The sequence below is a fragment of the Streptomyces sp. NPDC034085 genome (genome assembly GCF_055575555.1).
The window spans coordinates 818,808-843,606 of sequence record NZ_JBVISL010000002.1 but is presented as its reverse complement, the minus strand read 5'-3'; the positions used below and the strand labels follow the sequence as shown (position 1 = coordinate 843,606).

Here is a 24,799-nt window from a genome sequence, read left to right as displayed (position 1 = left end):
CTTCTTAGGGGTCTGGGGGTGACCCCCAGGAATCTTCTGCAAGTTCTGCACGGCCCAACCGGGCCGCTAGGAATGCTTTGTATCTGTTGGTGGCGGCTGGTCAGCCGGCCATGCGGCGCGACGCCTCGGCAAGGCGGTCCGCGATGGTGCCGTCGATGACCTCGTCGCCGACCCGCACCGAGATCCCGCCGAGGACCGCGGGGTCCACGTCGAGGTTCAGGTGCATCTGGCGGCCGTACAGCTTGGCCAGCACCGCGCCGAGACGCTGCTTCTGCACGTCGCTGAGCGGGACCGCGCTGGTCACGGTGGCGACCATGCGGTCACGGCGCTCGGCGGCGAGCTTGGAGAGGGACTCGAGTCCCGCCTCCAGGCTACGTCCACGCGGGTGCGTGACGAGACGGATCACCAGGCGCTCGGTGACGGCGTTCACCTTGCCGCCGAGCAGGCTGCGCAGCAGCTCGCTCTTGGCGGTGGCGGTGGCGGCCCGGTCGGTCAGCGCGGAACGCAGCCCGGTGCTCGAGGCGACGATCCGGCCGAAGCGGAACACCTCGTCCTCGACGTTGTCGAGCGCGTCACCCTGCTGGGCCGCCGTGAGGTCGGCGGTGGCCGCCAGCTCCTCCAGCGCGTCCACCAGGTCGCGGGACTGCGACCAGCGGGAGCGCACCATGCCGGACACCAGGTCGAGGGTCTCCCCGCCCACCTGGCCGGACAGCAGCCGGCCGACCAGCTCGGCCTTGGCCTCGCCGGACTGCGCCGGGTCCGTGATGACCCGACGCAGCGAGACCTCACGGTCGAGCAGCGCGGTGACGGCTGCCAGCTCACCGGCGAGCTTCGCCGCGTCGACGGACGTGTTGTCCGTCAGCGCGTCGAGACGCTCGCGCGCGGAGGCCAGCGCCTCGCGGCTCGCTCCGTTCATCGGGCCGCCTCGGCCTTCTCCTCAAGCTCGCTGAGGAAGCGGTCGATCGTGCGGCTCTGACGGGCGACGTCCTCGAGGGACTCGCCGACGAGCTTGCCGGCCAGGTCGGTGGCGAGCTTGCCCACGTCCTGACGCAGCGCCTGAGCGGCGGCCTTGCGGTCTGCCGCGATCTGGGCGTGACCGGCAGCGATGATCTCCTCACGCTGCCGCTGGCCCTCTGCGCGCAGTTCTTCCTTGAGCGCAGTGCCCTGCTCCAGCGCGTCCTGGCGCAGGCGCGCGGCCTCGTGCCGGGCCTCGGCGAGCTGGGCCTTGTACTGCTCCAGCACGCTCTGGGCCTCGGTCTGAGCGGCTTCGGCCTTCTCGATACCGCCCTCGATCTGCTCGCGGCGCTCGTCCAGAACCTTGTTGATGTTCGGGAGGAGCTTCTTCGCGAGGAAGCCGAAGACGATGACGAAGGCGATCAGACCGATGACGAGCTCGGGGATCGGCGGGATGAGAGGGTTTTCCATCTCAGCCGCGAGAACCATGAGGTTCACATCAGTGCCTTTCGTCTAGTGGGCTGTTCGTCGAGACCGAGGATCAGGAGCTCGGGTAGACGAACGGCATGACCAGACCGATCAGGGCGAGCGCCTCACAGAAGGCGAAGCCGAGGATCTGGTTGGCGCGGATCAGGCCGGCAGCCTCGGGCTGGCGGGCGAGGGCCTGGGTGCCGTTACCGAAGATGATGCCGACGCCGACGCCGGGGCCGATGGCCGCGAGACCGTAACCAACGGAGCTGAGGGAGCCGGTGACGGCGGCAAGGGTCTGGGACATGCCAGTTCTTCCTTCTCTTTCACGGACCGGTGGGGGTTGGCCACCGGACGAATACGGGGGGCTGAGCGGAGCGGGCCTGGCTCAGTGGTGCTCGGCGAGCGCGCCCTGGATGAAGCTGCAGGCCAGGAGGACGAAGACGTACGCCTGGACAGCCTGGATGAAGAGCTCGAAGGCGGTCATCACGATCACCATCACGAACGACACACCGGCGTAGGCGATGCCGATGCCGTTCAGCAGGTACCAGCTGGCGATCGTGAAGAGCAGCAGCAGGGTGTGACCGGCGAACATGTTCGCGAAGAGTCGGACCGCGTGGGTGAACGGGCGCACCAGGACGTTCGAGAAGAACTCGATGACCATGATGAGCGGCAGGACACCGCCGAGGCTCTTGTCGTAGCCCGTGAGGTTCTTCAGGCCGCCGACGAAGCCGTGGCGCTTGAAGGTGACCGACATCCAGACCAGGTAGACCATGATGGCCAGCACGGCCGGGTACGCGATGATCGAGGTCACGGGGAACTGCGCCACCGGGACGATCGACCAGACGTTCAGGATCCAGACGAAGAAGAACAGCGAGACCATGAAGGGGACGTACTTCTCGCCCTCCTTCTTGCCCAGCGTCTCGTAGACGATGCCGCGGCGCACGAAGTCGTAGCCGGCCTCGCCCACCATCTGGAGCTTGCCGGGGACGATCTTCGCCTTGCCGAAGGCGGCCCAGAAGAAGGCCACGATGATGATCGAGCCCAGGAGGGCCAGCAGCATCGGCTTGTTGAAGTAGGCATTGCTGCCGGCTTCGCCCCACAGCGGCTCGAAGAGGAACGAGTGCAGGCCCGGGCCGGGGAAGCCACATCCGCTGAAGATGTGACAGTCGGTCTCGAAGGCGAGGACCTGCGTCGGGTCAGCACTCACCGCGGGCTCCTTCAGCGTGGCGCATAGGTACGGCAACCTCGTTGTGTCGGCGCGGCGCGAAGCCGCGGTTCGGCACTGGACTGGTGTAACGGATGTGGGGGCGGCAGTCAGGCATCGAGCCTCGCGATGGAACAGGCGTCAGCTCAGATGCCCGCGCCCGCAGTGCCGCAGTTTGAACCGGACGATAGCAGCATCTCGAACGCACACTTATCCCGGCCCTACCCCTCACGACTTCGGCCCCGGGTTTTCGGGCTTTCGACCCTTGGTCGAGTCCGGCTCGACGTAGAGGATCTTCGCCTTCATGTGAGCACGCGTCTGTGCGCCGATCCACACCAGGGTGGCGACGATGAGCGTGATGGCGAACGCCCGGGGGTGGAACAGCGTCGTGTTCTTGAACACGGCGAGAAAGACGAAGAGCAGCAGGATCTGCGCGGCGTAGAGCATGAGGCCCATGGCCTGGAACAGATGCGGCAGGGATTTCGCCGTGCGCTGCAGGGCGATGAATCCGAGGCCCATGAACAGGATCACGACCGCGGTGGCGACGACGGATCCGACGGCACCCTTGCCACCGACGACCAGACCGCTGACGACGGCCGCGACGGCGCCGGCAACAGCGGTGGGTACGGCGGTTTGCAGCAGGGATCGGACGTCATCTGACCGCATGGCGGTTTGCTCCGCGTGGTGGTGGGGGCACGGACTCGTACGGGAACTCGTACGGGGACGAGCGTAAGCCCGGTCCGAGAGAGAGCCTCGGGCCAATGGACCGTCGCACTACGGTCCTTCGGCTCTGTCGCCGGGTTTAGTGAACGGTATCACAAACTATTTGATGAGAGCTTTACCTGTCCGGTGTGCTGACTGTCACACATGAGGGCTAACGCGCCCGTGTGTGCAGGACAAGCCCTCCCATTGTCTGGTAAAGGGCGCTGATGTCGGAATTGCGCTCGGGCCGTCAGCGGGACGATCCGGCCTTACGCCGGTCGGGGAGGCGCGAACGGGGGCCTACCGCGGTCGCGCCGTTGACGCCGGACACCCCGGCGGCCACGGGCCGCGCCGGCTCCGGCTCCGTACCGGCGTCCTCCCGCACGGCCGCCTCGGCCGCCCGCTCGGCGTGCCGGTAGCGCGGCGGGACCAGTCCCTCGGCCCAGCGCGGCGCCCGCGGGGTGAAGCGGGGTACGAGGAGCAGGACGAGGCCCAGCGCGCTCAGCGCGGCGATGGCGAGCACGATCCACATCGAGGCCGAATGCACCGAATAGGCCACCGTGCCGAATGCGATCAGGCCTGACCAGAAATACATGATGAGTACGGCGCGACTGTGGGAATGCCCGAGTTCCAGGAGCCGGTGGTGCAGGTGGCCGCGGTCCGCGGCGAAGGGCGACTGGCCGTTCCAGGTGCGCCGCACGATCGCCAGGACCAGGTCGGCCATGGGAATGGCGATGATGGTCAACGGCAGCAGCAGCGGAATGAAGACCGGCAGCATCGCGTGGGTCGCGTTGCGCTCGCCGCCGACGAAAAGGGCCATCGTGTCGGGATCGACCTGACCCGTGATCGAGATGGCCGACGCCGCGAGCACCAGGCCGATCAGCATGGAGCCGGAATCCCCCATGAAGATCCGGGCGGGGTGCATGTTGTGCGGCAGGAAGCCCAGGCACATGCCCATCAGGATCGCCGCGAAGAGGGTGGCCGGGGCCGCCGGCTCGATGCCGTAGCCGAACCAGATCCGGTAGGCGTAGAGGAAGAACGCGCCGGTGGCGATGCAGACCATGCCCGCCGCCAGGCCGTCGAGGCCGTCGACGAAGTTCACCGCGTTGATGGTGATCACCACGAGTGCGACGGTGAGCAGCGTGCCCTGCCACTGGGTGAGCGCAACCGTCCCGATGCCGGGAACCGGAATCCACAGGATGGTCAGACCCTGCATCACCATCACGCCCGCGGCGATCATCTGGGCGCCCAGCTTGATCAGTGCGTCGAGCTCGAACTTGTCGTCGAGGACGCCGACCAGCCAGATCAGGGCCGCCCCCGACAGCAGGGCGCGCGGCTCGTTCGACCGCTCGAAGACGCCGTTGAGGTTCTGCAGGTGGTCGGCGATCAGCAGCCCCGCGCACATGCCGCCGAACATCGCGATGCCGCCGAGCCGCGGAGTCGGCTCGCGGTGCACGTCGCGCGCACGGATCTCCGGCATCGCGCCGGCCGCGATCGCGAACTTCCGCACGGGCCCGGTCAGCAGGTAGGTCACCGCGACCGTGACGCAAAGCGTCAGCAGATATTCACGCACGGGCTGCCCCAGATGTATCGCCGGCCATCTCAGCCCCACACATTAGCCGCGATGTCACCGTGGACGAGGACGCACGGAGGCCCCGTTCCGGTTGCACTACGCCATGCTCGTCCCGGTTACGCCCCGTACGGGGGAAATCCACTGGTCAGGTCGGCCACGTCCGTACGCGTTCCCGCCGCCTCCCCGCGCAGCGCGGCGGCGAACAGGTCCGCGATCACGGCCATCTCCCGCTCCCCCATCCCCTGCGTGGTCACCGCCGCGGTGCCCAGGCGGATCCCGCGCTGGTCCCCGTACGGCAGCGCGCAGGTGTCGAGGACGATGCCCGCGGCGGCGAGCCGGCCGCGCGCCGTCGGGCCGTCGACGCCCAGCGGGGCGGGGTCGGCGCTGATGAGGTGGGTGTCGGTGCCGCCGGTCGTCACGGCGAACCCGCGCTGCTCCAGGGCCGCGGCCAGGGCGCGGGCGTTGGCGACGACCCGGTGGGCGTACCGGGCGAAGTCCGGGCCGGCCGCCTCCCCGAAGGCCACCGCCTTCGCGGCGATGGTGTGCATCTGGGCGCCGCCCTGGGTGAAGGGGAACACCGCCCGGTCGACCCGCTCCGCGAACTCGGCGCCGCACAGCAGCATGCCGCCGCGCGGGCCGCGCAGCACCTTGTGCGTGGTCGCGCAGACCACGTCCGCGTAGGGCACCGGGCTGGGCGCCGCCCCGCCCGCGACGAGGCCGATCGGATGCGCGGCGTCCGCGATGAGGCAGGCCCCGACCTCGTCGGCGATCTCGCGGAACGCCGAGTACTCCAGGTGGCGCGGGTAGGAGATCGACCCGCACACGATGGCCTTGGGGCGGTGCGTACGGGCGAGCTGCTGCACCTGCTCGTAGTCGACGAGCCCGCTCTCGGCGTCGACCCCGTAGCCGACGAAGTCGAACCAGCGGCCGGAGAAGTTGGCCGGTGAGCCGTGGGTGAGGTGTCCGCCGTGCGTCAGTCCCATGGCCAGGACGGTGTCCCCGGGCCGCAGCAGGGCCGCGTAGGCGGCCAGGACGGCGGAGGAACCGGAATGGGGCTGCACGTTGGCGTGCTCGACGCCGAAGAGCGCCTTGGCCCGCTCCACGGCGGTCCGCTCGGCGAGGTCCGCGTACTCGCACCCGCCGTGGTAGCGGGCGCCGGGGTACCCCTCGGCGTACTTGTTGGAGAGTACGGAGCCCAGGGCCGCGCGTACGGCGGGCGAGCTGAAGTTCTCGGCGGCGCTCATCTGCAAGGTGGCCGCCTGCCGCTGCCGCTCCCCTTCGAGGATGTCGGCCATCCGCGGGTCCTGCTGCCGCAGCAGCTCCGCCGCCCGCTCGGTGGTGACAGTCATGGCACGACTCCCGCGCAGTGGGTGTACCGGTACAGCCACTGTAGGCCGCGGCCGCCCGACACGCCCGGTACCCGGCCCCGGAGCCCGGGAGCGCGCCCGCACCGCGCGGTGCGCGGGGGCGTCGAAGAGGGGTCAGCGGGGGGCGGTGACGCCCGTCAGGGCCGTGACCACCGGGTCGAGCGCCTGGTTGATCTCGTCGCCGACCGACCGGAAGAAGGTGATCGGCGCGCCGTACGGGTCGTACACCTCGTCGGCGTCGGCGGACGGCGCCAGCAGCCATCCCCGCAGCGCCGCCGCGGCCCGGACCAGCGCCCGCGCCCGCTCCGCCATGCCGTCGTCCAGCGGCGGCAGCGTGGCCGGGTCTATGGCCCGTACGAGCCGGGTGAACTCCTTCAGCGTGAAGGTGCGCAGCCCCGCCGAGTGCCCCATGGAGATGACCTGCGCCCGGTGGTCCCGCGTGGCGGTGAGCACCAGGTCCGCGCGTATGACGTGCTCGTCCAGCAGCTCCCGCCCGGTGAAACCGGACGCGTCCGCCCCGAAGTCGGCGAGGACGGCTGCCGCGTTGGCCTCCATCGGAGCGCCCTCGTGGCCCCAGGTGCCCGCGCTCTCCACGATCAGTTCCGCGGCCGGGAGGCCCAGGGCGCCCAGGCGGTCGGACAGCGCGTGCCGCGTCAGCCGCTCGGTGATGGGCGAGCGGCACACATTGCCGGTGCTGACGTGGAGTATGCGGAACGACTGACTCGCTATGCCACGCCCCTCAGGGCTCACGGAGCCACCTCGAGGTCGGGTACGACCTCCCGCAGCTGTTCGGCGGTCAGGGCCCCCGCGCGCAGCAGGACGGGAACCTTCCCGGTGACGTCGACGATCGACGACGGCTCGGTGCTCGGCGTCGGACCGCCGTCCAGGTACACGGAGACGGAGTCGCCCAGCATCTCGCGCGCCGCGTCGCAGTCCGCCGGCGCCGGATGCCCCGACAGGTTCGCGGAGGAGACGGCCATCGGGCCGACCTCGGTCAGCAGCTCGATCGCGACCGGGTGCAGGGGCATCCGTACGGCGACCGTCCCCCGGGTCTCCCCCAGGTCCCACGCCAGCGACGGCTGGTGCTTGGCGACGAGCGTGAGGCCGCCCGGCCAGAAGGCGTCGACGAGCTCCCACGCCTGCTCCGAGAAGTCCGTGACCAGGCCGTGCAGGGTGTTCGGGGAGCCGATGAGGACGGGGGTGGGCATGTTGCGGCCGCGCCCCTTGGCGGCGAGCAGGTCGCCCACGGCCTCCGGGCTGAAGGCGTCCGCGCCGATCCCGTACAGGGTGTCGGTGGGCAGCACGACGAGCTCTCCGCGGCGTACGGCGGATGCCGCTTCGCGCAGACCCGTCTTACGGTCCGTCGCGTCGTTGCAGTCGTATCGCCGGGCCATCAGCGGATCTCCTCGTGCAGCGGGGTGGTGGCGGTGGGGGCGCTCGCGCGGCTCACGGCATGGCCTTGCGGGCGGTCGCGAAGCGCGGACGGTTGTTCAGGTCGGGGTGGTCGGCCGCGTCGGCCCAGCCCCGTTCGTCGGCGAAGATCCACGGCACCTGGCCGCCCTGGGTGTCGGCGTGCTCGATGACGACGATGCCGCCGGGCCGCAGCAGCCGGTGGGCGGTGCGCTCGATGCCGCGAATGGTGTCGAGGCCGTCCTCCCCGGAGAACAGCGCCATCTCGGGGTCGTGGTCGCGGGCCTCGGGGGCCACGTACTCCCACTCGGTGAGCGGGATGTAGGGCGGGTTGGAGATGACCAGGTCGACCTGTCCGTCCAGCTCGGGCAGCGCGCTGAGCGCGTCGCCCTGGTGGACGGTGACCCGGGAGCCCTCGGCGTTCTTACGGGTCCACCGCAGCGCGTCCTCGGACAGCTCCACGGCGTGCACGCGCGAGCGCGGCACCTCCTGCGCCATGGCCAGGGCGATGGCGCCGGACCCGGTGCACAGGTCCACGATCAGCGGCTCGACCACGTCCATGGCCCGGACGGCGTGTATGGCCCAGTCCACGACCGACTCGGTCTCGGGCCGGGGCACGAACACCCCGGGGCCGACCTGGAGCTCCAGGTACCGGAAGAAGGCCCGGCCGGTGATGTGCTGGAGCGGCTCGCGCGCCTCGCGGCGGGCGACGGCCTCCCAGTAGCGGGCGTCGAAGTCCGCGTCCTTGACGTGGTGCAGTTCCCCCCGCTTGACGCCGTGCACGAAGGCCGCGAGCTCCTCCGCGTCGAAACGCGGTGAGGGCACGCCGGCGGCGGCCAGCCGCTGGGTGGCCTGGGCCACCTCGGCAAGCAGCAAGTTCACGCTGGTCCTCCGGGCTGCTGTCGTACGGGGGGAATGCGAGGGTCAGTGCGCGGCCGCGAGCTTCGCCGCGGAGTCGGTGTCGACGCAGGCCTGGATGACCGCGTCGAGGTCGCCGTCGAGCACCTGGTCCAAGTTGTACGCCTTGAAACCGGTCCGGTGGTCCGAGATCCGGTTTTCCGGGTAGTTGTACGTACGGATCTTCTCGGAGCGGTCCACGGAGCGCACCTGGCTGCGGCGCACGTCGGAGGCCTCCTGCTCGGCGGCTTCCTGGGCGGCGGCCAGCAGGCGCGAGCGCAGGATGCGCATGGCCTGCTCCTTGTTCTGGAGCTGGCTCTTCTCGTTCTGGCAGGAGGCGACCACACCGGTCGGCAGGTGCGTGATGCGCACGGCCGAGTCGGTGGTGTTGACGGACTGGCCGCCGGGGCCCGAGGAGCGGTACACGTCGATGCGGAGGTCGTTCATGTTGATCTCGACCTCGACCTCCTCGGCCTCCGGGGTCACGAGCACGCCGGCGGCGGAGGTGTGGATGCGGCCCTGGGACTCGGTGGCCGGCACGCGCTGGACGCGGTGCACGCCGCCCTCGTACTTCAGGCGGGCCCACACGCCCTGGCCGGGCTCGGTGGCGCCGTTGCCGCCCTTGGTGCGGACGGAGACCTGGACGTCCTTGTAGCCGCCGAGCTCGGACTCGGTGGAGTCGATGATCTCGGTCTTCCAGCCCACGCGCTCGGCGTAGCGCAGGTACATGCGCAGCAGGTCACCGGCGAACAGGGCGGACTCGTCGCCGCCGGCGCCCGCCTTGATCTCCAGGAGCACGTCCTTGTCGTCGCTGGGGTCGCGCGGGACGAGCAGCAGGCGGAGCTTCTCGGTGAGCTCTTCGCGCTGGGCGCTCATCTCCTTGACCTCGGCGGCGAAGTCGGGGTCGTCGGCCGCCAGCTCCTTGGCCGTCTCGATGTCCTCGGCCGACTGCTTCCACGCACGGAAGGTCGCGACGATCGGGGTCAGCTCCGCGTAGCGCTTGTTCAGCTTGCGGGCGTTGGCCTGATCGGAGTGGACCGAAGGGTCGGCGAGCTTCTTCTCGAGGTCGGCGTGTTCGCCGACCAGATCCTCGACCGCTTCGAACATCGGGTGCTCCTGTGGTGAAAGTCAAAAATGGGCTGGGCTGGCGACACGACGACAAAGGCGCCGGTCCGGCCGCCCCCGCGTGGTCAGGGGGCGGCCGGTGACCGGCGCCTGGGTCGCGCTACTTCTTGGCCGCACCCTTGCCGAAGCGGGCCTCGAAGCGGGCCACGCGGCCACCGGTGTCGAGGATCTTCTGCTTGCCCGTGTAGAACGGGTGGCACTCGGAGCAGACCTCGGCACGGATGGTGCCCTCGGTCAGGGTGCTGCGGGTGGTGAACGACGCGCCACAGGTGCAGCTGACCTGGGTCTCGACGTACTCGGGGTGAACATCGCGCTTCAAGGTGTCTCCTAGTTTCGGGAGGGCGCCGGGTCGCAGGAGCCGAATTGCGCACTGCGTGAACCGGGGCCGACAGACCAGTCTGCCAGGACCGGGCCGCCTGTCAAAATTCCGGGAACGCTCCCCTCAACGGAGGGGGGCGCCCGTCTATTCCTGCGGGGTCCCGCCCGGCCCGGGCGGCCGGGTCACTGGACGATGGAGCCCGCGCTGCTCTTGTCACCGGCCGACTTCTCGGTGGCCTCGGCCGGGATCGGCCGGTCGGCCAGCAGGGAGTCCCAGACCAGCTTCGACCCGTTGGCCAGCGGGACCACCCGGTCCTTGTCCTCTGGGTCCGGCCCCACGGGCAGGGTGATCATGTGCATGTTCTCGGCGCTGATCCCCTGGAGGCCCTGGGCGAAGCCCATCAGGGACTTCACGTCGCCGAGGGCCTTGTCGGTGGTGATCGCCTTGGTGGCCGAGTCGGCGAGGCCGAACAGCTTCTTCGGGTTGTCGAACACCCCGATCCCCTTGACCTGCTTGATCAGCGCCTTGATGAAGGCCTGCTGGAGCTGGATCCGGCCCAGGTCGCCGCCGTCGCCGACGCTCTTGCGGGTGCGGACGAGGCCCAGGGACTGCTCGCCGTTCAGCTTGTGCGGGCCGGCCGGCAGGTCCAGGTGGCTGCCGTCGTCCTTGATCGGCTTGGTGGTCGTGAGCTGGACCCCGCCGAGGTTGTCGACGATCTTCTTGAAGCCGGTGAAGTCGACCTCGATGTAGTGGTCCATGCGGATCCCCGCCAGCTGCTCCACGGTCTTGACCGCGCAGGCGGGGCCGCCGACCGTGAAGGCCTCGTTGAACTGCGCCTTCCGCCGGCCGGGGTCGGTCTTGCCCTTGCCGGTGGCGCAGGCGGGCCGCGGGACCATCGCGTCGCGCGGGATCGAGACGATGGCGGCCTTCTGGTGGCCCTCGTAGAGGTGCACGATCATCGCGGTGTCGGAGCGGGCCGAGCCGCCGTCGTCCTGGCCGTACTCGCTGTTGGCGCCGTCGCGGGAGTCGGAGCCGAGGACGAGGATGTCCATGGAGCCGTTGTCGACGTCGGCCGGGCGGTCCTTGCCGAGGGCCTGGTCGATGTCGACGCTGTGCAGGTTGCCGTTGAGCTTGAAGTAGAACCAGCCGAGGCCGCCTCCGCCCAGCAGGACCACGCCGGCGGCGGTCCACGCGGCAAGGGTGAGGGCCTTGCGGCGCTGGCGGGGTTTCCGTCGGCGCCTGCCCGCGGCACGTCGGCCGCGGCCCCTGCTGTCCTCGCTCATGCTCTCCTCAGTCCTGGCTCCGTTGCCCGTCTTCCCTCACTCAGACGGACGAGCGCGTTCCAGGGTTCCACGCCCCCCGGTGCCGCTCGTACGCCGGGGGTGGACCGGCCCGGGTGGCGTGGAAGCGGTGCGACCCCTGGTGGGCCTGGGGTTCGAGAGCCGGAACCGGAGCCGCGTAGGGAGGGGTGCGGGTGGCGGGAGTGTGGCGAAGGTCGCACCACACAGCCGCGCCACACAGCCGCACAACGCAGCCGCCCCCGCCGCGGATGCGGCGGGGGCGGCTGCGTCAGGCGACCCGGTCAGTCGTCGTTCTTGCCGGCCGGGGTCGTCTTGGCGATCTGCATCAGGAACTCGGCGTTCGACTTCGTCTGCTTCATCTTGTCGAGCAGCAGCTCGATCGCCTGCTGCGAGTCGAGCGCGTGCAGCACCCGGCGCAGCTTCCAGACGATGGCGAGCTCCTCGCTGTTGAGGAGGATCTCCTCCTTGCGGGTGCCCGAGGGGTCGACGTCGACGGCCGGGAAGATGCGCTTGTCGGCGAGCTTGCGGTCGAGCTTGAGCTCCATGTTGCCGGTGCCCTTGAACTCCTCGAAGATCACCTCGTCCATGCGCGAGCCGGTGTCGACCAGCGCGGTGGCCAGGATGGTCAGCGAGCCGCCGTCCTCGATGTTGCGCGCGGCACCGAAGAAGCGCTTCGGCGGGTACAGCGCGGTCGAGTCGACACCACCGGACAGGATGCGGCCGGAGGCGGGGGCGGCGAGGTTGTACGCGCGTCCCAGACGGGTGATGGAGTCCAGCAGGACGACCACGTCGTGACCCAGCTCGACGAGGCGCTTGGCGCGCTCGATGGCCAGCTCGGCGACGGTGGTGTGGTCCTCGGCCGGGCGGTCGAAGGTCGAGGAGATGACCTCGCCCTTGACCGACCGCTGCATGTCGGTGACCTCTTCCGGACGCTCGTCGACCAGGACGACCATCAGGTGGCACTCGGGGTTGTTGGTGGTGATCGCGTTGGCGATCGCCTGCATGATCATGGTCTTGCCGGTCTTCGGCGGGGCCACGATCAGGCCTCGCTGACCCTTTCCGATCGGCGACACGAGGTCGATGATGCGGGTGGTCAGCACGCCCGGGTCGGTCTCCAGACGGAGCCGGTCCTGCGGGTAGAGCGGGGTCAGCTTCTGGAACTCCGGGCGGCCGCGGCCGGATTCGGGCGCCATGCCGTTGACGGAGTCCAGGCGCACGAGCGCGTTGAACTTCTCGCGGCGCTCGCCGTCCTTGGGCTGGCGGACCGCACCGGTGGTGTGGTCGCCCTTGCGCAGGCCGGCCTTGCGGACCTGGGCGAGGGAGACGTACACGTCGTTCGGGCCGGGCAGGTAGCCGGAGGTCCGGATGAACGCGTAGTTGTCGAGGATGTCGAGGATGCCCGCGACGGGGATCAGCACGTCGTCGTCGGCGACCTGCGGCTCGTTCGGCGCGAACTCGTCACGGCCGCGACGGCCACGGCGGTCGCGGTAGCGGCCGCGACGGCCGCGACGGCCGTCCTCGCCGTCGAAGTCGTCCTGCGGGCCGTTGTCCTGACGGTCCTGACGGCCCTGGCCGCGGCCGCCCTGCTGCTGGCGGTCGGCGCGGTCCTGGCGGTCGGCGCGGTCCTGGCGGTCGGCGCGGTCCTGGCGGCCGCCGCCCTGCTGCTGGCCCTGGCCGCCCTGGCCGCCCTGCTGCTGGCCCTGCTCGTCGGCCTTGGCGCCGCGGTCGCGACGGCCCTGCTGACGGTCACCGCGCTCGCCGCGCTCGCCGCGCTCGCCGCGCTCGCCGCGCTCACCCCGCTCGCCGCGGTCACGGCGGTCGCGGCGGGTACGGCCCTCGGCCTCCTGCACCTGGCCCTGGGGCTGTGCGGAGACGGCGGTGGCGGCCTCGGCCTTGGCCTCGGGCTGCGCGGCCGGGGCGGTCTCGGTCTTCTGCTCGACCTGCACGGCGGCGGTGGCCGAGGACTCGGGGCTGCCGGTGGGGGCGGTGGCCCGGCGGCGGCGGCGCTCGCCGATCGGGGCGTCATCGCTGGCCGGCTGGCCCGGGATCTCGATCTGCGCCTGCACGGCGGGCTTCTCCGCGGGCGCCGCGGCGGCGGCCTCACCCGTGCGGGCCTTGCTGGTGGCGCGGCGCTTCGGCTTGGCCTCGGCGGCGTCGGCGGCGGGGGCCGCGGCGGCGGCCTTGGGGGCGCTGCCGCCCTGCGCCTCCTTGATGACCTCGATCAGCTGGCTCTTGCGCATCCGCGCGGTGCCCCTGATTCCGAGGCCCGACGCGACCTGCTGCAGCTCGGCCAGGACCATGCCCTCGAGGCCGGTACCGGAGCGGCGGCGCTTGGGGGCGGCGCCCGCGGCGGGGGCACTGGTGTCGACGTTGGTGTCGGCAGCGCCCATCAGATCGGTGGTGTCGCTCACGAAGGGTCCTTCCCTGGAGCGGACGTCGGCCTGTCTGGCTCGGCGACCGGTTGTGCTGTCCGACAACGGCCCTAGGTGTGGACCGTGCCGGGGCGGTGGTCCGCCGGTAGAGATACGGCGGAGAGAAACGTGCATGGTTCCGGCGAGAAGCCCCCGAGCTGGAAGCGTGGGAATGTCACGCCGATTCCGGAGCGTGCCCGAAACTGCTGCCAGTGATCAAAGCAGTCGGGGAGGCTCCCGGAAGAAATGTGGTCCCGAATGGGGACACTGAGCACCGAGCCATGGCGGCTTCGGATGCGCACTTGAGATTAACACTACCGGATCCAACAGACATTCCCCCTCTCAATCACCGGCAATCGCCCCGCCCGGGGCGGACGGCCTGCCCGGCCGCCCGTCCCGGAGGGGCCGTGTCGCTAGGACACGGGCTGACCGCCCTGGGCGCCCAGCGGAAGGACGCTCGCGCCCGCGGCGTCGAGGGCGAGCCGGTTGGCCGCCCATCCCTCGCCCGCGAGCTGCGCGACCTTGTCGGCCGCGCCGTTGTCGACCAGCGCGAGGACCGTGGGGCCCGCGCCGGAGATGACCGCGGGGAAGCCGTCCGCCCGCAGTCGGTTGACGAGTGCCACGCTCTCCGGCATCGCCGGGGCCCGGTACTCCTGGTGCAGCCGGTCCTCGGTGGCGGGCAGCAGGAACTCGGGACGCCTGGTCAGGGCCTCCACGAGCAGGCCCGCGCGGCCCGCGTTCACGGCCGCGTCCACGTGCGGGACGGTGCGCGGCAGCAGCCCCCGGGCGGTCTCGGTCAGGACCGGCTTCGAGGGGACGAAGACCACCGGAACGATGGAATCCGCCGGGTCCATCCGGATCGCCTTGGCGCTGCCCCCCTCCATCCAGGCCAGGGTGAAGCCGCCGAGCAGGCAGGCGGCGACGTTGTCGGGGTGGCCCTCGATCTCGGTGGCGAGCTCCAGCAGCGCCGAGTCGTCGAGCTTGGCCTCACCGCCTATGGTCACGGCGCGGGCGGCGACGATGCCCGCGCAGATCGCGGCGGAGGAGGAGCCGAGGCCCCGGCCGTGCGGGATGCGGTTGGCGCAGACGACCTCGAGGCCGCGCGGCTGCCCGCCCAGCAGGTCGAAGGCGGTGCGCATGGAGCGTACGAGGAGGTGGCTCTCGTCCCGCGGCAGGGTGTCGGCGCCCTCGCCCGCGATGTCGATGTCCAGGCCGGAGTCGGCTACGCGGACGACGACGTCGTCATAGAGCCCCAGGGCCAGGCCGAAGGCGTCGAAGCCGGGGCCGAGGTTGGCGCTGCTGGCGGGGACGCGCACCCGTACGGCGGCGGCGCGGAACGCTGGACCTGCCATCGGTCGATGACACTCCTTGTGACTGTGCGGGATCCGGCTGCTGTGCGGGATCTTCGCTGCGAATGTACTGGAGAACGTACGACACCCGAAGGCCCTTGGGGCAGCACCGCGGTCATATGCGCGGTGGCGGATGTAAGTACAGCGTATCGAAGGAAGGTTCTCCCGCGACATAGGGCGCACAGGAGGCGCACGATGCGTGTCGCGTCCGTCGCCCGGATCGCGGGCCTTCCGGTGCCGTACGGCCCGGTTGCCGGATTCCGGATACCTGCGGAATCCGGCAACGGGGCGGGGGGCCCCGGGCCGGAGCCCGGGGGCCCTGAGGCCCTGGGGCCCCTGGGGCCCTGGGGTCAGACCAGGCCGAGGCGGACGGCCGCGGCCTCGGCGTCCACCGGGACGGTGACCGGCTGCGGAGCGCCGGCGACGGCCCAGTCCGGGTCCTTGAGGCCGTTGCCCGTGACGGTGCACACGATCGTCTGGCCCGGGTCGACCAGGCCGGCGTCCGCGGCCTTCAGCAGACCGGCGACCGACGCGGCCGAGGCGGGCTCGACGAACACGCCCTCCTGCGCCGCCAACAGGCGGTAGGCGGCCAGGATCTGGCGGTCCGTCACCTCGTCGATCAGGCCGCCCGACTCCTCGCGCGCGGCGAGCGCGTAGTCCCAGGAAGCCGGGTTGCCGATGCGGATCGCGGTGGCGATGGTGTGCGGCTCCTTGACGACCTCGCCGCGCACGATCGGCGCGGCGCCGGAAGCCTGGAAACCCCACACCCGCGGCGTACGGGAGGCCAGGCCGTCGGCCTTGTACTCCTTGAAGCCCTTCCAGTACGCCGTGATGTTGCCGGCGTTGCCGACGGGCAGCACGTGGATGTCGGGGGCGTCGCCGAGCGCGTCGACGATCTCGAACGCGGCCGTCTTCTGGCCCTCGATGCGCACCGGGTTGACCGAATTGACCAGGGCCACCGGGTAGTTGTCGGACAGCGCGCGGGCCAGGTCCAGGCAGTCGTCGAAGTTGCCGTCGACCTGGAGGATCTTGGCGCCGTGCACGAGGGCCTGGCCCATCTTGCCGAGCGCGATCTTGCCCCGCGGCACGAGGACGGCGGACACCATGCCGGCGCGCACCGCGTAGGCGGCGGCGGAGGCCGAGGTGTTGCCGGTGGAGGCGCAGATGACGGCCTTGGCGCCCTCCTCCTTGGCCTTGGTGATGGCCATGGTCATGCCCCGGTCCTTGAAGGAGCCGGTGGGGTTCGCGCCCTCGACCTTCAGGTGCACCTCGCAGCCGGTGCGCTCGGAGAGCACCTGCGCGGGGACGAGGGGAGTGCCGCCCTCGCGGAGCGTGACGACCGGCGTGGTGTCCGTCACCGGAAGCCGGTCGCGGTACTCCTCGATGATGCCGCGCCACTGGTGGGTGCGATTGCTGCTCATGGGTCCTTACTCCCCTTCAACACGCATGATGCTGGCCACACCGCGGACGGTGTCCAGCTTCCGCAGCGCCTCGACGGTCCCGGAGAGGGCGGCGTCGGGTGCGCGGTGGGTGACGACGACGAGGGAGGCCCCATTGCCGGCCCCGTCCTGGTGTCCTTGCTGGCGGACGGTGTCGATGGAGACCCCGTGCTCCGCGAAGGTCGTCGCCACCTGGGCGAGGACACCCGGCTTGTCCGCCACATCGAGGCTGATGTGGTAGCGCGTGACGACGTCCCCCATGGGGCTGACCGGCAGCTGGGTGTACGCCGACTCGCCGGGCCCCGTTGCCTCGGCGAGCTTGTTGCGGCAGACGGCGACGAGGTCGCCGAGGACCGCGGAGGCGGTCGGAGAGCCGCCCGCGCCGGGCCCGTAGAACATGAGCCGCCCGGCGGCCTCTGCTTCCACGAAGACGGCGTTGTATGCCTCGCGGACGGAGGCGAGCGGGTGGCTGAGCGGGATCATCGCCGGGTGCACGCGGGCGGTGACGGACTCGCCGTCCGCGGCGCGCTCCAGGATCGCCAGGAGCTTGATGGTGCAGCCCATGCGCTTGGCGGAGGCGAAGTCCGCGGCGCTGACCTCGGTCATGCCCTCGCGGTAGACGTCGTCGAAGCGGACCCGGGTGTGGAAGGCGATGCCGGCCAGGATCGCGGCCTTGGCGGCGGCGTCGTAGCCCTCGACGTCGGCGGTGGGGTCGGCTTCCGCGTACCCGAGGGCGGTGGCCTCGTCGAGCGCCTCCTGGTAGCCGGCGCCGGTCGAGTCCATCTTGTCGAGGATGAAGTTCGTGGTGCCGTTGACGATGCCCATCACCCGGTTGATCTTGTCGCCCGCGAGGGACTCGCGCATCGGGCGGACCAGCGGGATGGCGCCGGCGACGGCGGCCTCGTAGTACAGGTCCAGCCCGTGCTGCTCGGCCGCGGCGTGCAGGGCGGCGCCGTCCTGCGCGACCAGCGCCTTGTTGGCGGAGACGACGGAGATGCCGTGCTCGAAGGCGGTGGTGATCAGGGTGCGGGCGGGCTCGATCCCGCCGATGACCTCGATGGCCACGTCGATGTCGCCCCGTTTGAGGAGGGCGGTCGCGTCCGTGGTGACCAGCGAGGGGTCGATGCCCTCGCGCACCTTGGAGGGACGGCGCACGGCCACGCCGGCGAGTTCGACGGGCGCGCCGATCCTGGCTGCCAGATCGTCGGCGTGCGTCGTCATGATGCGCGCCACCTCTGAGCCGACCACTCCACAGCCCAGCAGCGCCACCTTCAGCGGACGCGTACGCATCATTCGACCTACGCCTTTCGATCTTTCTTCGCTCCCCGGCGCGCGGTTTGCGCGTCAGGTATGACCCAGTCTCACTCAATGGACAGAAGTTTCCATCCTCGGTCCATTGAGTGAGACGTGCACTGAGACGTCTATTTTGGGGGCTCGGGGGCCTTCCCCAGAAACATGGGGATCATCCGAGGTCGAGGGACAGGAGATCTTCTTCCGTCTCGCGCCGGACGATCACCCGTGCCTGCCCGTCGCGCACGGCGACGACGGGCGGGCGCAGGGCGTGGTTGTAGTTGCTGGCCATGGAGCGGCAGTACGCGCCCGTGGCCGGCACGGCGAGGAGGTCGCCCGGCGCCAGGTCGGCGGGCAGGAAGGCGTCCTTCACGACGATGTCACCGCTCTCGCAGTGCTTGCCGACGACGCGGACGAGCATCGGCTCGGCGTCGGATACGCGGGAGACCAGCGTGACCGAGTACTCGGCGTCGTACAGGGCCGTCCGGATGTTGTCGGACATGCCGCCGTCGACGGAGACGTACGTCCGCAGCCCCTCCAGCGGCTTGATGGTGCCGACCTCGTAGAGGGTGAAGGCGGTCGGGCCGACGATGGCCCGGCCGGGCTCGACGGAGATCCGCGGCGGGCGCAGGCCCGCGCTCTCGCACTCCCGCGCCACGATCTCGGTGAGCGCCTTGGCGATCTCGTGGGGCTCGCGCGGGTCGTCGGACGAGGTGTAGGCGATGCCGAGCCCGCCGCCGAGGTCGATCTCGGGGAGCTCGACGCCGTGCTCGTCGCGTACGGCGGCCAGCAGCCGGACCACCCGCTTGGCGGACACCTCGAAGCCGGCCATGTCGAAGATCTGGGAGCCGATGTGGGAGTGGACGCCGAGCAGCTCCAGGCTGTCGTGCCCGAGCACCCGCCGCACGGCCTCGGCGGCGGAGCCGTCGGCGACCGCGATCCCGAACTTCTGGTCCTCGTGCGCCGTGGCGATGAACTCGTGGGTGTGCGCCTCGACGCCGACCGTCACGCGGATCTGCACGGGCTGGCGCACGCCCAGCTCACGGGCGATGTGCGCGACGCGGGCGATCTCCTGGTAGGAGTCGAGCACGATGCGGCCCACGCCCGCCTGGACGGCGCGGCGGATCTCGGCCTCGGACTTGTTGTTGCCGTGGAAGGCGATCCGCGCGGGGGGCATCCCGGCGGCGAGGGCGGTCGCCAGCTCCCCGCCGGAGCAGACGTCGAGATTCAGCCCTTCTTCCTTCAGCCACTTCACGACGGCCTTGGAGAGGAACGCCTTCCCCGCGTAGAACACGTCGGCGTCCTTGCCGAAGGCGTGCGCCCAGGCGCGGCAGCGGGCCCGGAAGTCCGCTTCGTCGAGGAAGTAGGCGGGGGTCCCGAACTCCTCGGCGAGCCGCGTCACTTCGATGCCGCCGACGCACACCACACCGTCGTCGTCGCGCGTGACGGTCCGGGACCACACCTTCTCGTCGAGCGCGTTGAGGTCAGCGGGCGGCGGGGCGTAGTGGCCCTCGGGCAGGACGTCGGCGTGGCGGGGCCCGGCGGGGTGCGCGGAACGGCTCATCGGAATCTCTCTTCGGGGGTCTCAGTCACAGGAAGTCGGGGGCGTCCATGCCGAGCAGGGCCAGGCCGCCTGCCAGCACCGTTCCGGCGGCTTCGGCGAGGGCCAGCCGGGCGCGGTGGGCGGCCGAGGGTTTCTCGTCCCCCTGGGGCAGGACCAGGTGCTGGAAGTCGAGGAGCGCGTCGGCGACGGCGACGAGGTGCCGGGTGAGCCGCTCGGGCGCCTGGTGGTGCGCGGCAGCCTCCAGGACGAGGGGGTACTCGGCGAGCACGCGCAGCAGGGCGCGCCCGTCCGCGGCGTCCCCTGGCTCCGCCCGGAACCCGAGCCCGGCGGCGTTGGTCCTGAGGGCCCGGGCGCGGGCGTGGGCGTACCGCACCCGGAAGAACTCGCTGGACTCGTCCTGGACGAGCAGGCCGGGCGTGAAGGAGGGGGTCTCGCGGGCGGGTACGCAGAGCATGGCCCAGGCGGCGGCGTCCGCCCCGTACGCCGCGACGACGTCGCCGTCGCGGCGGGCGACGGGCGCGACGCGGGGCGCGGGTGCGCCCGCGATCCCCTGGCTCTCCTCGATCCTGCGCACGGCCGGCCGGACGACGCTCCCGCGGAGGTCGGCGCCGGGTGCGTACCCGTACCTGTCGCCGCGCGCCCGGATCTCGCGTACGAGCGCGGCGGCGGAGACGGGAGCGAGGGTGAAGTTCAGGAACCCGGGCCCGGTGATCTCCACGCTCTCGATCCCGGACTCGTCGGCGAGCAGCCTGCCCGCGAGCACCCGGGCGACCTCACGGGGCTCCCGCCGGGCGCTCTTCGCCACCTGGAGGGCGACGGGGCTGGCGTACTCCCCCGCTCCCCCGGGGCGGGTCCGCTCGACCACCACCCGCTCGGGCACGTCCCCGGCCAGCTCCCCGTCCTCGACGGCGCGGCGCACGGCACGTACGACGGCGTGAGAGAGGTCGGCGGGGATCACGGAACCCAGCCTAGGGGAGAAGCCCCTTCCCCATGCATCGGGTTTCGCCATGTGAACAGGGAGGCGCTCAGGCCCCCCTCCCGGCCCTCCCGGCCCGTCCTGCGGGGGCGCCCTTGCGCTCGACGAGGCGGCGTACGACGCGGACCAGCTCGGCGGGCTCGAACGGCTTGGCGACGAACGCGTCCACGCCGGCGGCGATCGCCGTCTCGACCTCGTGCTGCGTGCAGGCGCTGACGATGGCGACGGGCACGTGCCGCGTCCGCGGATCGGCCCGCAACCGCGCGGCGGCCCCGAACCCGTCCAGCCGGGGCATGACCACATCAAGAGTGATGGCATCGGGAGACACGCGATGCACGACGTCCAGACACTCGGCACCATCGCTCGCGGTCACGACCTCGAAGCCCTCCAGCTCGAGATTGACCTTGATCAGCTGCCGGATGACCTTGTTGTCGTCGACAACAAGCACCCGGCCCGAGGCGCCTGGCACAACTCGAGAGTAGGTCGCCCTAAGCCCCCGCGTCCGGGTTTTTGCCACTTCCACCCCCTCCGGGCGACCGACCTCCCCCTCCCGCCCAAATCCGTTCCTGATCACCCCGCGGGAGCTGGTAGTGTTCAACCCGTCGCCGCAACGCGAACGACACGCCCCCGTAGCTCAGGGGATAGAGCAACGGCCTCCGGAGCCGTGTGCGCAGGTTCGAATCCTGCCGGGGGCACTTCGCAGGAAGTGCCCAAAGACCCCGCCATCAGCGCCTCAGCTGAGACGGGGTCTTCGCGTATGCGCAGCCAACTGCCGTGCGGCGGCGGCGAGCCTTTCGGCAGCTTGCGTGTCCGCCCTGCCGTTCGGTACACAGGCGGCAGGGTCAAGCAGCCGCCGCCCGACTGGGATTGATCGGACGTCCAGCGGGGCCGCCGGGCGACCGCGGCCGGTCAGGCCGGGGGCTTGTCGCTGGGCGCGTCGCTGCCGGCCCAGACGTGCGGGGAGGCCGAGGTGGGTGAAGCCGTCGCTGCGGGTGTAGCCCGTGGCTTCGGGGTGCCGGTTCGCAACCATCCGAGTGCCCTCACGCCGAAGCGGCCGCAGGAAGCGGTCCGCCTCCGGCGTCGTCACGGTGAAGGCCAGCAGCACGGCGTCGTACTGCGCGTTCGAGTGGAGCCCGGCCCGCCGGTCGGTGGCCCGTTCCGGTACCCGCAGGCCCAGCACGCCCGCGGTCCACTCGGGGGTGGCGTTCTCTTCCCAGCAGCACGTCCGCCCTTCGGCTCTGCTCTTGGCGGGCTGCTGCAACCCGTACATGACCCACAGGAGCACGCCGAGAACGCAGAGGCCGGAGAAGTTCCTGGGGGTCAGGGGTGGGGGGTTTCCACGGGGTGGGGGGTCCTGGTGCGGGGGGTTGTCGTCAGGGTGAGGGCTGTGGCCGTGAGGGAGATGAGGCCGCCTGTGGTGAGGGACCAGCGGGGGCCCCAGTGTTCGGCCAGCCAGCCCGTCAGGAGGGCGCCCAGGGGGGTCGTGCCCTGGAAGATCAGCATGTAGAGGGCCATCACCCGGCCCCGGTAGGCGGGGTCCGAGCCGAGCTGGATGCGGTGGTTGGCCGCCTGGGCGAAGTACATCATCGCGAAGCCCGTCAGGGTCAGGAGCAGGCAGGCCGTCGGCAGGGTCGGGGCCAGGCCCGTGAGGGTTTCCGTGGCGCCGAAGGCCAGGGCGGAGCCCGTGACGACGGCGGTCGTGGGACGGGCGCGGCGGGACGAGGTGGCGAACGCCGCCAGCAGGGAGCCCGCCGCCAGGGAGCTGCTCAGCACTCCGAAGGCGGCGGAGCCGGTGTGGAACTCGGTCTTCGCCAGGAGGGGCAGCGTCAGCTGGAAGTTGAAGCCGGCCAGGCCCAGTGCGCCGATCAGGGCCAGGGGGAGGACCAGGTCCGGGCGCCGGGTCACGTAGCGGATGCCGTCCGCGATGCGGGGGTTCGCCGGGCGGGAGGGCGGGCCGTGGAGTTCCGCCGGCCGCATCAGCGCGAGGCCCGCCACCGCGCCGAGGTAGCTGCACGCGTTGATCAGGATCACCGGCCCGACGCCGAGGCGGGCGATGAGGAGGCCGGCGGCCGCGGGGCCCGCGACCCGCGCCGCGTTGAAGTATGCCCCGCTCAGCGCCGACGCGTTGGGCAGCAGCTCGCTGCCCACCATCTCCCCCACGAAGGCGATGCGGGTGGGCGCCTCCACGGAGTTGACCACGCCGAGGGCGAAGGCGAAGAGCCAGATGTGCCCCAGGCGGACCTCGCCGAGGAGCACCCACAGTCCCAGTACCAGGGCGAGGACCCCCGACGCCAGGTTGGCGAGCACCAGGATGCGGCGTTTGCTGTGGCGGTCGGCCAGCCTGCCCCCGTACAGGGTGAGCAGGAGCACCGGCGTGAACTGGAGGGCCGTCACGACGCCCAGGGCCGTGCCCGAGTTCCCGGACAGCTCCAGCACCAGCCAGTCCTGCGCGATCACCATCATCCAGGTGCAGGTCACCGAGAGCAGCTGGCCGAGGAAGAACAGCCGGAAGTTGCGCACGGAGAGGGAGTCGAAGGTGCGTTTCAGGGTGTGCACGGTCGGTCGTTTCCCTTCACCCCGTTCCCTCGATTCTCCTTGGCACCGCCGGACCGGCCACTCGTGGAGCGGTTCCGGTGGTCCGTACGAGGGGGACCGGCCGGGGTTGGTGGGTTCGGGGGGTGGGTGGCGGGTCGGGGGCGTGCGTAGGGTGGTTGCCGAGGCCGCTTCGTGCCGTTGACCAGGCGCTTTGCGGCGAGGGAGCGCAAGAGGATGGGGCGACGAGGATGCGTGAGCTTGCGGAGACGGCGCGGCAGTGGGCGGCCGAGGGGCGGGTGGCGTACCTGGCCCGGCCGGTGACCGAGCAGGGGTTCGGACCGCGGGACCCGGCCGGGGCGGTGCTCGTGGACGCCCGCGGGGAGTGCGTGGGGGCCCTGTACCGCGGGGTGTTCGACGCCGAGCTGGTCGCGGAGGCCGCCGCCCTGGGGGCCGGGGAGACCGCGCGGGTGTGCGAGGTGTCGGTCGGGGCCGGCGAGGCCGTGGACGCGAAGCTGACCTGCGGCGGGCAGGCCGAGGTGTTGCTCCAGCCCCTCGCGACGGTTCCGGCCGCGTGGTGGGAGCTGCTCGCCACCGGCGCCGGAGTGGCGCTCGTGACCCGGCTCAGCGAGGGGGCGGACGGCGCCGTCAGCGAGGTCGTACGGGCCGGGGAGGAGCCGTCCGACGACGCCCGGCGGCGGGCCGGGGAGCTACTGGGGACCCGGCGGCCCGGGCGGGACGCCCTGTACGGGGGCTCCGGGCTGGTGCTCGTCGAGGCGTACCCGTCGGCCCCGTACGTGGTGATCGGCGGGGCCGGGGAGCTGGCCGGGGTGATCGGCGCGCAGTCGGCGCTGCTCGGCTGGGAGTCGGTCACGGTGGAGACCGCGGCGCAGGCCGAGAAGGAACTGACCGCGCACAGGGACGCCGCCTGCCTGGTGATGCTGAGCCACGAGCCGGACTTCGACGTGCCGACCCTGCGGAGCGCCCTGTCCCTGGAGATCCCGTACGTCGGCGCGCTCGGCTCGCGGCGGACCACGGCGCGGCGCCGGGAGGGCCTGGTGGCCGCCGGGGTGGGAGAGAGCCGGCTGGCGCGGGTGCACGGGCCGATCGGGCTGGACCTGGGCGCGAAGACCCCGGCGGAGACGGCGCTGGCCATCTGCGCGGAGATCCTCGGGGTGCTCGGCGGCCGGGACGCCCGAGGACTGCGGGACTCCGACGGTCCGCTGCGCTGAGGAACCCGGCGGGCGAGGGTCCGGTCCCGTCGGGGCTCACCGCCCCGACGGGGAAGCCGGCGCACACCACCCGCTCCCGCCAGGGGAGCCGGTGCGCCATCGCCCGGCCCCTCGGGGGAGGCGGCGGCAGCAGGGCGCTCATTCGTTCGGCGTAGGGGTGGTGCGCGGGGTGCGGGTGGCGGAGGGGGGCCGTGGGGCGGGGGCGGAGGGCGGCGATTCGCGCGGATTCTTTCCGCTGCGCGGCGTGAAAAGGCAGCCAAAGCGGGAAAATGGGACCTATGGACATGATCCTGAGCGTGGACGCGATCCTGACCGACATCGCGTGGTTCTTCCTCGTCGGCATCGTCATCGCCGGCTTCGTGCTCGCCGGCTTCAAGCTGGGCCAGCGGGTGCGGGCGCAGGAGCCCCCGCCGCCCGAGCCCGAGAGCCAGCCGCACCTGCCCGCCGGTGGAGCGGTCCACGAGGTCCGCGAGGAGCGGGACCCGGTGGAGTTCCCCGACGGCGGGCTCAGGCCGCACGAGATGCAGGGCTACGGGAACTTCGGCTCCACCACCTCCAGCCATGCGGAGGAGGTCCGGGCCGAGCGCGAATCGGGCTACAAGCGCCCGGAGGGCCCGGGGCCGCACCCGCAGCCCGGCGCTCCCCCCGACGCGGGACGCGGCGCGCACTCCTGACCCGGCGCC

Annotated in this window: 24 protein-coding genes and 1 tRNA gene; 3 read left to right on the top strand and 22 right to left on the bottom strand. The window is 71.5% G+C overall.

Going from position 1 to position 24,799, the window contains the following annotated elements; all coding sequences use genetic code 11:
* Positions 1-100: 100 nt before the first annotated feature.
* The 20 genes from ACZ501_RS09285 to ACZ501_RS09190 all read right to left on the bottom strand — a co-directional run bounded on the left by ACZ501_RS09285 (position 101) and on the right by ACZ501_RS09190 (position 20,875).
* Positions 101-916 carry a F0F1 ATP synthase subunit delta gene (locus ACZ501_RS09285; RefSeq protein WP_361598902.1) on the bottom strand — a complete coding sequence of 272 codons (816 nt, stop codon included), beginning with the start codon at positions 914-916 and terminating at the stop codon, positions 101-103.
* Positions 913-1,443, bottom strand: a complete 531-nt coding sequence (locus ACZ501_RS09280; protein ID WP_361598899.1) for a F0F1 ATP synthase subunit B — start codon at positions 1,441-1,443, stop codon at positions 913-915. Before ACZ501_RS09280 ends, ACZ501_RS09285 begins: the two co-directional genes overlap by 4 nt.
* 52 nt (positions 1,444-1,495) lie before the next feature.
* Positions 1,496-1,729, bottom strand: a complete 234-nt coding sequence (gene atpE, locus ACZ501_RS09275; protein ID WP_007266589.1) for an ATP synthase F0 subunit C — start codon at positions 1,727-1,729, stop codon at positions 1,496-1,498.
* A gap of 81 nt (positions 1,730-1,810) precedes the next feature.
* Complete coding sequence (gene atpB, locus ACZ501_RS09270; RefSeq protein WP_361598988.1) at positions 1,811-2,647, bottom strand: F0F1 ATP synthase subunit A; 837 nt, start codon at positions 2,645-2,647, stop codon at positions 1,811-1,813.
* Positions 2,648-2,857: 210 nt separating this feature from the next.
* A complete protein-coding gene (locus ACZ501_RS09265; protein ID WP_468793583.1) occupies positions 2,858-3,295 on the bottom strand; it encodes a hypothetical protein in 438 nt (145 codons plus the stop codon).
* Between the two features lie 286 nt (positions 3,296-3,581).
* Positions 3,582-4,916, bottom strand: a complete 1,335-nt coding sequence (locus tag ACZ501_RS09260; RefSeq protein WP_361598985.1) for an MraY family glycosyltransferase — start codon at positions 4,914-4,916, stop codon at positions 3,582-3,584.
* Between the two features lie 104 nt (positions 4,917-5,020).
* Positions 5,021-6,253 (bottom strand): serine hydroxymethyltransferase, encoded by a 1,233-nt coding sequence (locus ACZ501_RS09255; protein ID WP_361598893.1) that lies wholly within the window; start codon positions 6,251-6,253, stop codon positions 5,021-5,023.
* Positions 6,254-6,385: 132 nt separating this feature from the next.
* On the bottom strand, positions 6,386-7,021 hold the full coding sequence (locus tag ACZ501_RS09250; protein ID WP_361598890.1) for an arsenate reductase/protein-tyrosine-phosphatase family protein: 636 nt from the start codon (positions 7,019-7,021) through the stop codon (positions 6,386-6,388).
* Positions 7,018-7,665 carry an L-threonylcarbamoyladenylate synthase gene (locus ACZ501_RS09245; RefSeq protein ID WP_361598887.1) on the bottom strand — a complete coding sequence of 216 codons (648 nt, stop codon included), beginning with the start codon at positions 7,663-7,665 and terminating at the stop codon, positions 7,018-7,020. The genes ACZ501_RS09250 and ACZ501_RS09245 overlap by 4 nt, the downstream gene beginning before the upstream one ends.
* A gap of 52 nt (positions 7,666-7,717) precedes the next feature.
* Positions 7,718-8,563, bottom strand: a complete 846-nt coding sequence (prmC, locus tag ACZ501_RS09240; protein ID WP_202199703.1) for a peptide chain release factor N(5)-glutamine methyltransferase — start codon at positions 8,561-8,563, stop codon at positions 7,718-7,720.
* A 42-nt stretch (positions 8,564-8,605) separates the two neighbouring features.
* Complete coding sequence (prfA, locus tag ACZ501_RS09235) at positions 8,606-9,685, bottom strand: peptide chain release factor 1 (protein WP_361598883.1); 1,080 nt, start codon at positions 9,683-9,685, stop codon at positions 8,606-8,608.
* Between the two features lie 118 nt (positions 9,686-9,803).
* Entirely contained in the window at positions 9,804-10,022 is a 219-nt protein-coding gene (rpmE, locus tag ACZ501_RS09230) for a 50S ribosomal protein L31 (protein ID WP_007266580.1), read from the bottom strand.
* 182 nt (positions 10,023-10,204) lie between these two features.
* Positions 10,205-11,305, bottom strand: a complete 1,101-nt coding sequence (locus ACZ501_RS09225; RefSeq protein ID WP_361598879.1) for an LCP family protein — start codon at positions 11,303-11,305, stop codon at positions 10,205-10,207.
* 299 nt (positions 11,306-11,604) lie between these two features.
* Entirely contained in the window at positions 11,605-13,734 is a 2,130-nt protein-coding gene (gene rho, locus ACZ501_RS09220) for a transcription termination factor Rho (protein ID WP_468793580.1), read from the bottom strand.
* A 413-nt stretch (positions 13,735-14,147) separates the two neighbouring features.
* Complete coding sequence (gene thrB / locus ACZ501_RS09215) at positions 14,148-15,086, bottom strand: homoserine kinase (RefSeq protein WP_361598873.1); 939 nt, start codon at positions 15,084-15,086, stop codon at positions 14,148-14,150.
* Between the two features lie 347 nt (positions 15,087-15,433).
* Positions 15,434-16,504 (bottom strand): threonine synthase, encoded by a 1,071-nt coding sequence (gene thrC, locus ACZ501_RS09210; protein ID WP_361609551.1) that lies wholly within the window; start codon positions 16,502-16,504, stop codon positions 15,434-15,436.
* Positions 16,505-16,510: 6 nt separating this feature from the next.
* Positions 16,511-17,815, bottom strand: a complete 1,305-nt coding sequence (locus ACZ501_RS09205; protein ID WP_361609553.1) for a homoserine dehydrogenase — start codon at positions 17,813-17,815, stop codon at positions 16,511-16,513.
* Positions 17,816-17,984: 169 nt separating this feature from the next.
* The gene (gene lysA / locus ACZ501_RS09200; protein ID WP_361609555.1) at positions 17,985-19,376 is read right to left on the bottom strand and encodes a diaminopimelate decarboxylase; all 1,392 of its coding nucleotides are present in this window, start codon (positions 19,374-19,376) and stop codon (positions 17,985-17,987) included.
* A 25-nt stretch (positions 19,377-19,401) separates the two neighbouring features.
* Positions 19,402-20,334: an ArgS-related anticodon-binding protein NrtL gene (nrtL, locus tag ACZ501_RS09195; protein ID WP_468793577.1), complete on the bottom strand. Its 933-nt coding sequence runs from the start codon at positions 20,332-20,334 to the stop codon at positions 19,402-19,404.
* 67 nt (positions 20,335-20,401) lie between these two features.
* On the bottom strand, positions 20,402-20,875 hold the full coding sequence (locus tag ACZ501_RS09190) for a response regulator (RefSeq protein ID WP_468793574.1): 474 nt from the start codon (positions 20,873-20,875) through the stop codon (positions 20,402-20,404).
* A gap of 100 nt (positions 20,876-20,975) precedes the next feature.
* On the opposite strand from ACZ501_RS09190, the gene ACZ501_RS09185 reads away from it, so the two are divergent.
* A tRNA-Arg gene (locus ACZ501_RS09185) sits at positions 20,976-21,047 on the top strand.
* Positions 21,048-21,085: 38 nt separating this feature from the next.
* Here ACZ501_RS09185 and ACZ501_RS09180 read toward each other — a convergent pair.
* Both ACZ501_RS09180 and ACZ501_RS09175 read right to left on the bottom strand, forming a co-directional pair.
* Positions 21,086-21,637: a hypothetical protein gene (locus tag ACZ501_RS09180; protein ID WP_468793571.1), complete on the bottom strand. Its 552-nt coding sequence runs from the start codon at positions 21,635-21,637 to the stop codon at positions 21,086-21,088.
* A gap of 35 nt (positions 21,638-21,672) precedes the next feature.
* Positions 21,673-22,908 (bottom strand): MFS transporter, encoded by a 1,236-nt coding sequence (locus tag ACZ501_RS09175; protein WP_468793568.1) that lies wholly within the window; start codon positions 22,906-22,908, stop codon positions 21,673-21,675.
* Positions 22,909-23,135: 227 nt separating this feature from the next.
* Between ACZ501_RS09175 and ACZ501_RS09170 the strand changes: the two genes are divergently transcribed.
* Both ACZ501_RS09170 and ACZ501_RS09165 read left to right on the top strand, forming a co-directional pair.
* A complete protein-coding gene (locus tag ACZ501_RS09170; RefSeq protein ID WP_468793565.1) occupies positions 23,136-24,116 on the top strand; it encodes an XdhC family protein in 981 nt (326 codons plus the stop codon).
* 278 nt (positions 24,117-24,394) lie between these two features.
* Positions 24,395-24,790: a DUF6479 family protein gene (locus ACZ501_RS09165; RefSeq protein WP_362461528.1), complete on the top strand. Its 396-nt coding sequence runs from the start codon at positions 24,395-24,397 to the stop codon at positions 24,788-24,790.
* Positions 24,791-24,799 lie beyond the last annotated feature (9 nt).

Excerpts from the sequence above, each read along its gene's own strand:
- ACZ501_RS09255 (WP_361598893.1), bottom strand. The coding sequence starts at position 6,253 with ATGACTGTCACCACCGAGCGGGCGGCGGAGCTGCTGCGGCAGCAGGAC.
- ACZ501_RS09170 (WP_468793565.1), top strand. The coding sequence starts at position 23,136 with ATGCGTGAGCTTGCGGAGACGGCGCGGCAGTGGGCGGCCGAGGGGCGG.
- ACZ501_RS09225 (WP_361598879.1), bottom strand. The coding sequence starts at position 11,305 with ATGAGCGAGGACAGCAGGGGCCGCGGCCGACGTGCCGCGGGCAGGCGC.
- ACZ501_RS09285 (WP_361598902.1), bottom strand. The coding sequence starts at position 916 with ATGAACGGAGCGAGCCGCGAGGCGCTGGCCTCCGCGCGCGAGCGTCTC.
- prfA (WP_361598883.1), bottom strand. The coding sequence starts at position 9,685 with ATGTTCGAAGCGGTCGAGGATCTGGTCGGCGAACACGCCGACCTCGAG.
- lysA (WP_361609555.1), bottom strand. The coding sequence starts at position 19,376 with ATGAGCCGTTCCGCGCACCCCGCCGGGCCCCGCCACGCCGACGTCCTG.
- thrC (WP_361609551.1), bottom strand. The coding sequence starts at position 16,504 with ATGAGCAGCAATCGCACCCACCAGTGGCGCGGCATCATCGAGGAGTAC.
- ACZ501_RS09265 (WP_468793583.1), bottom strand. The coding sequence starts at position 3,295 with ATGCGGTCAGATGACGTCCGATCCCTGCTGCAAACCGCCGTACCCACC.
- thrB (WP_361598873.1), bottom strand. The coding sequence starts at position 15,086 with ATGGCAGGTCCAGCGTTCCGCGCCGCCGCCGTACGGGTGCGCGTCCCC.
- ACZ501_RS09205 (WP_361609553.1), bottom strand. The coding sequence starts at position 17,815 with ATGATGCGTACGCGTCCGCTGAAGGTGGCGCTGCTGGGCTGTGGAGTG.
- atpE (WP_007266589.1), bottom strand. The coding sequence starts at position 1,729 with ATGTCCCAGACCCTTGCCGCCGTCACCGGCTCCCTCAGCTCCGTTGGT.
- ACZ501_RS09165 (WP_362461528.1), top strand. The coding sequence starts at position 24,395 with ATGGACATGATCCTGAGCGTGGACGCGATCCTGACCGACATCGCGTGG.
- ACZ501_RS09245 (WP_361598887.1), bottom strand. The coding sequence starts at position 7,665 with ATGGCCCGGCGATACGACTGCAACGACGCGACGGACCGTAAGACGGGT.
- ACZ501_RS09280 (WP_361598899.1), bottom strand. The coding sequence starts at position 1,443 with ATGGTTCTCGCGGCTGAGATGGAAAACCCTCTCATCCCGCCGATCCCC.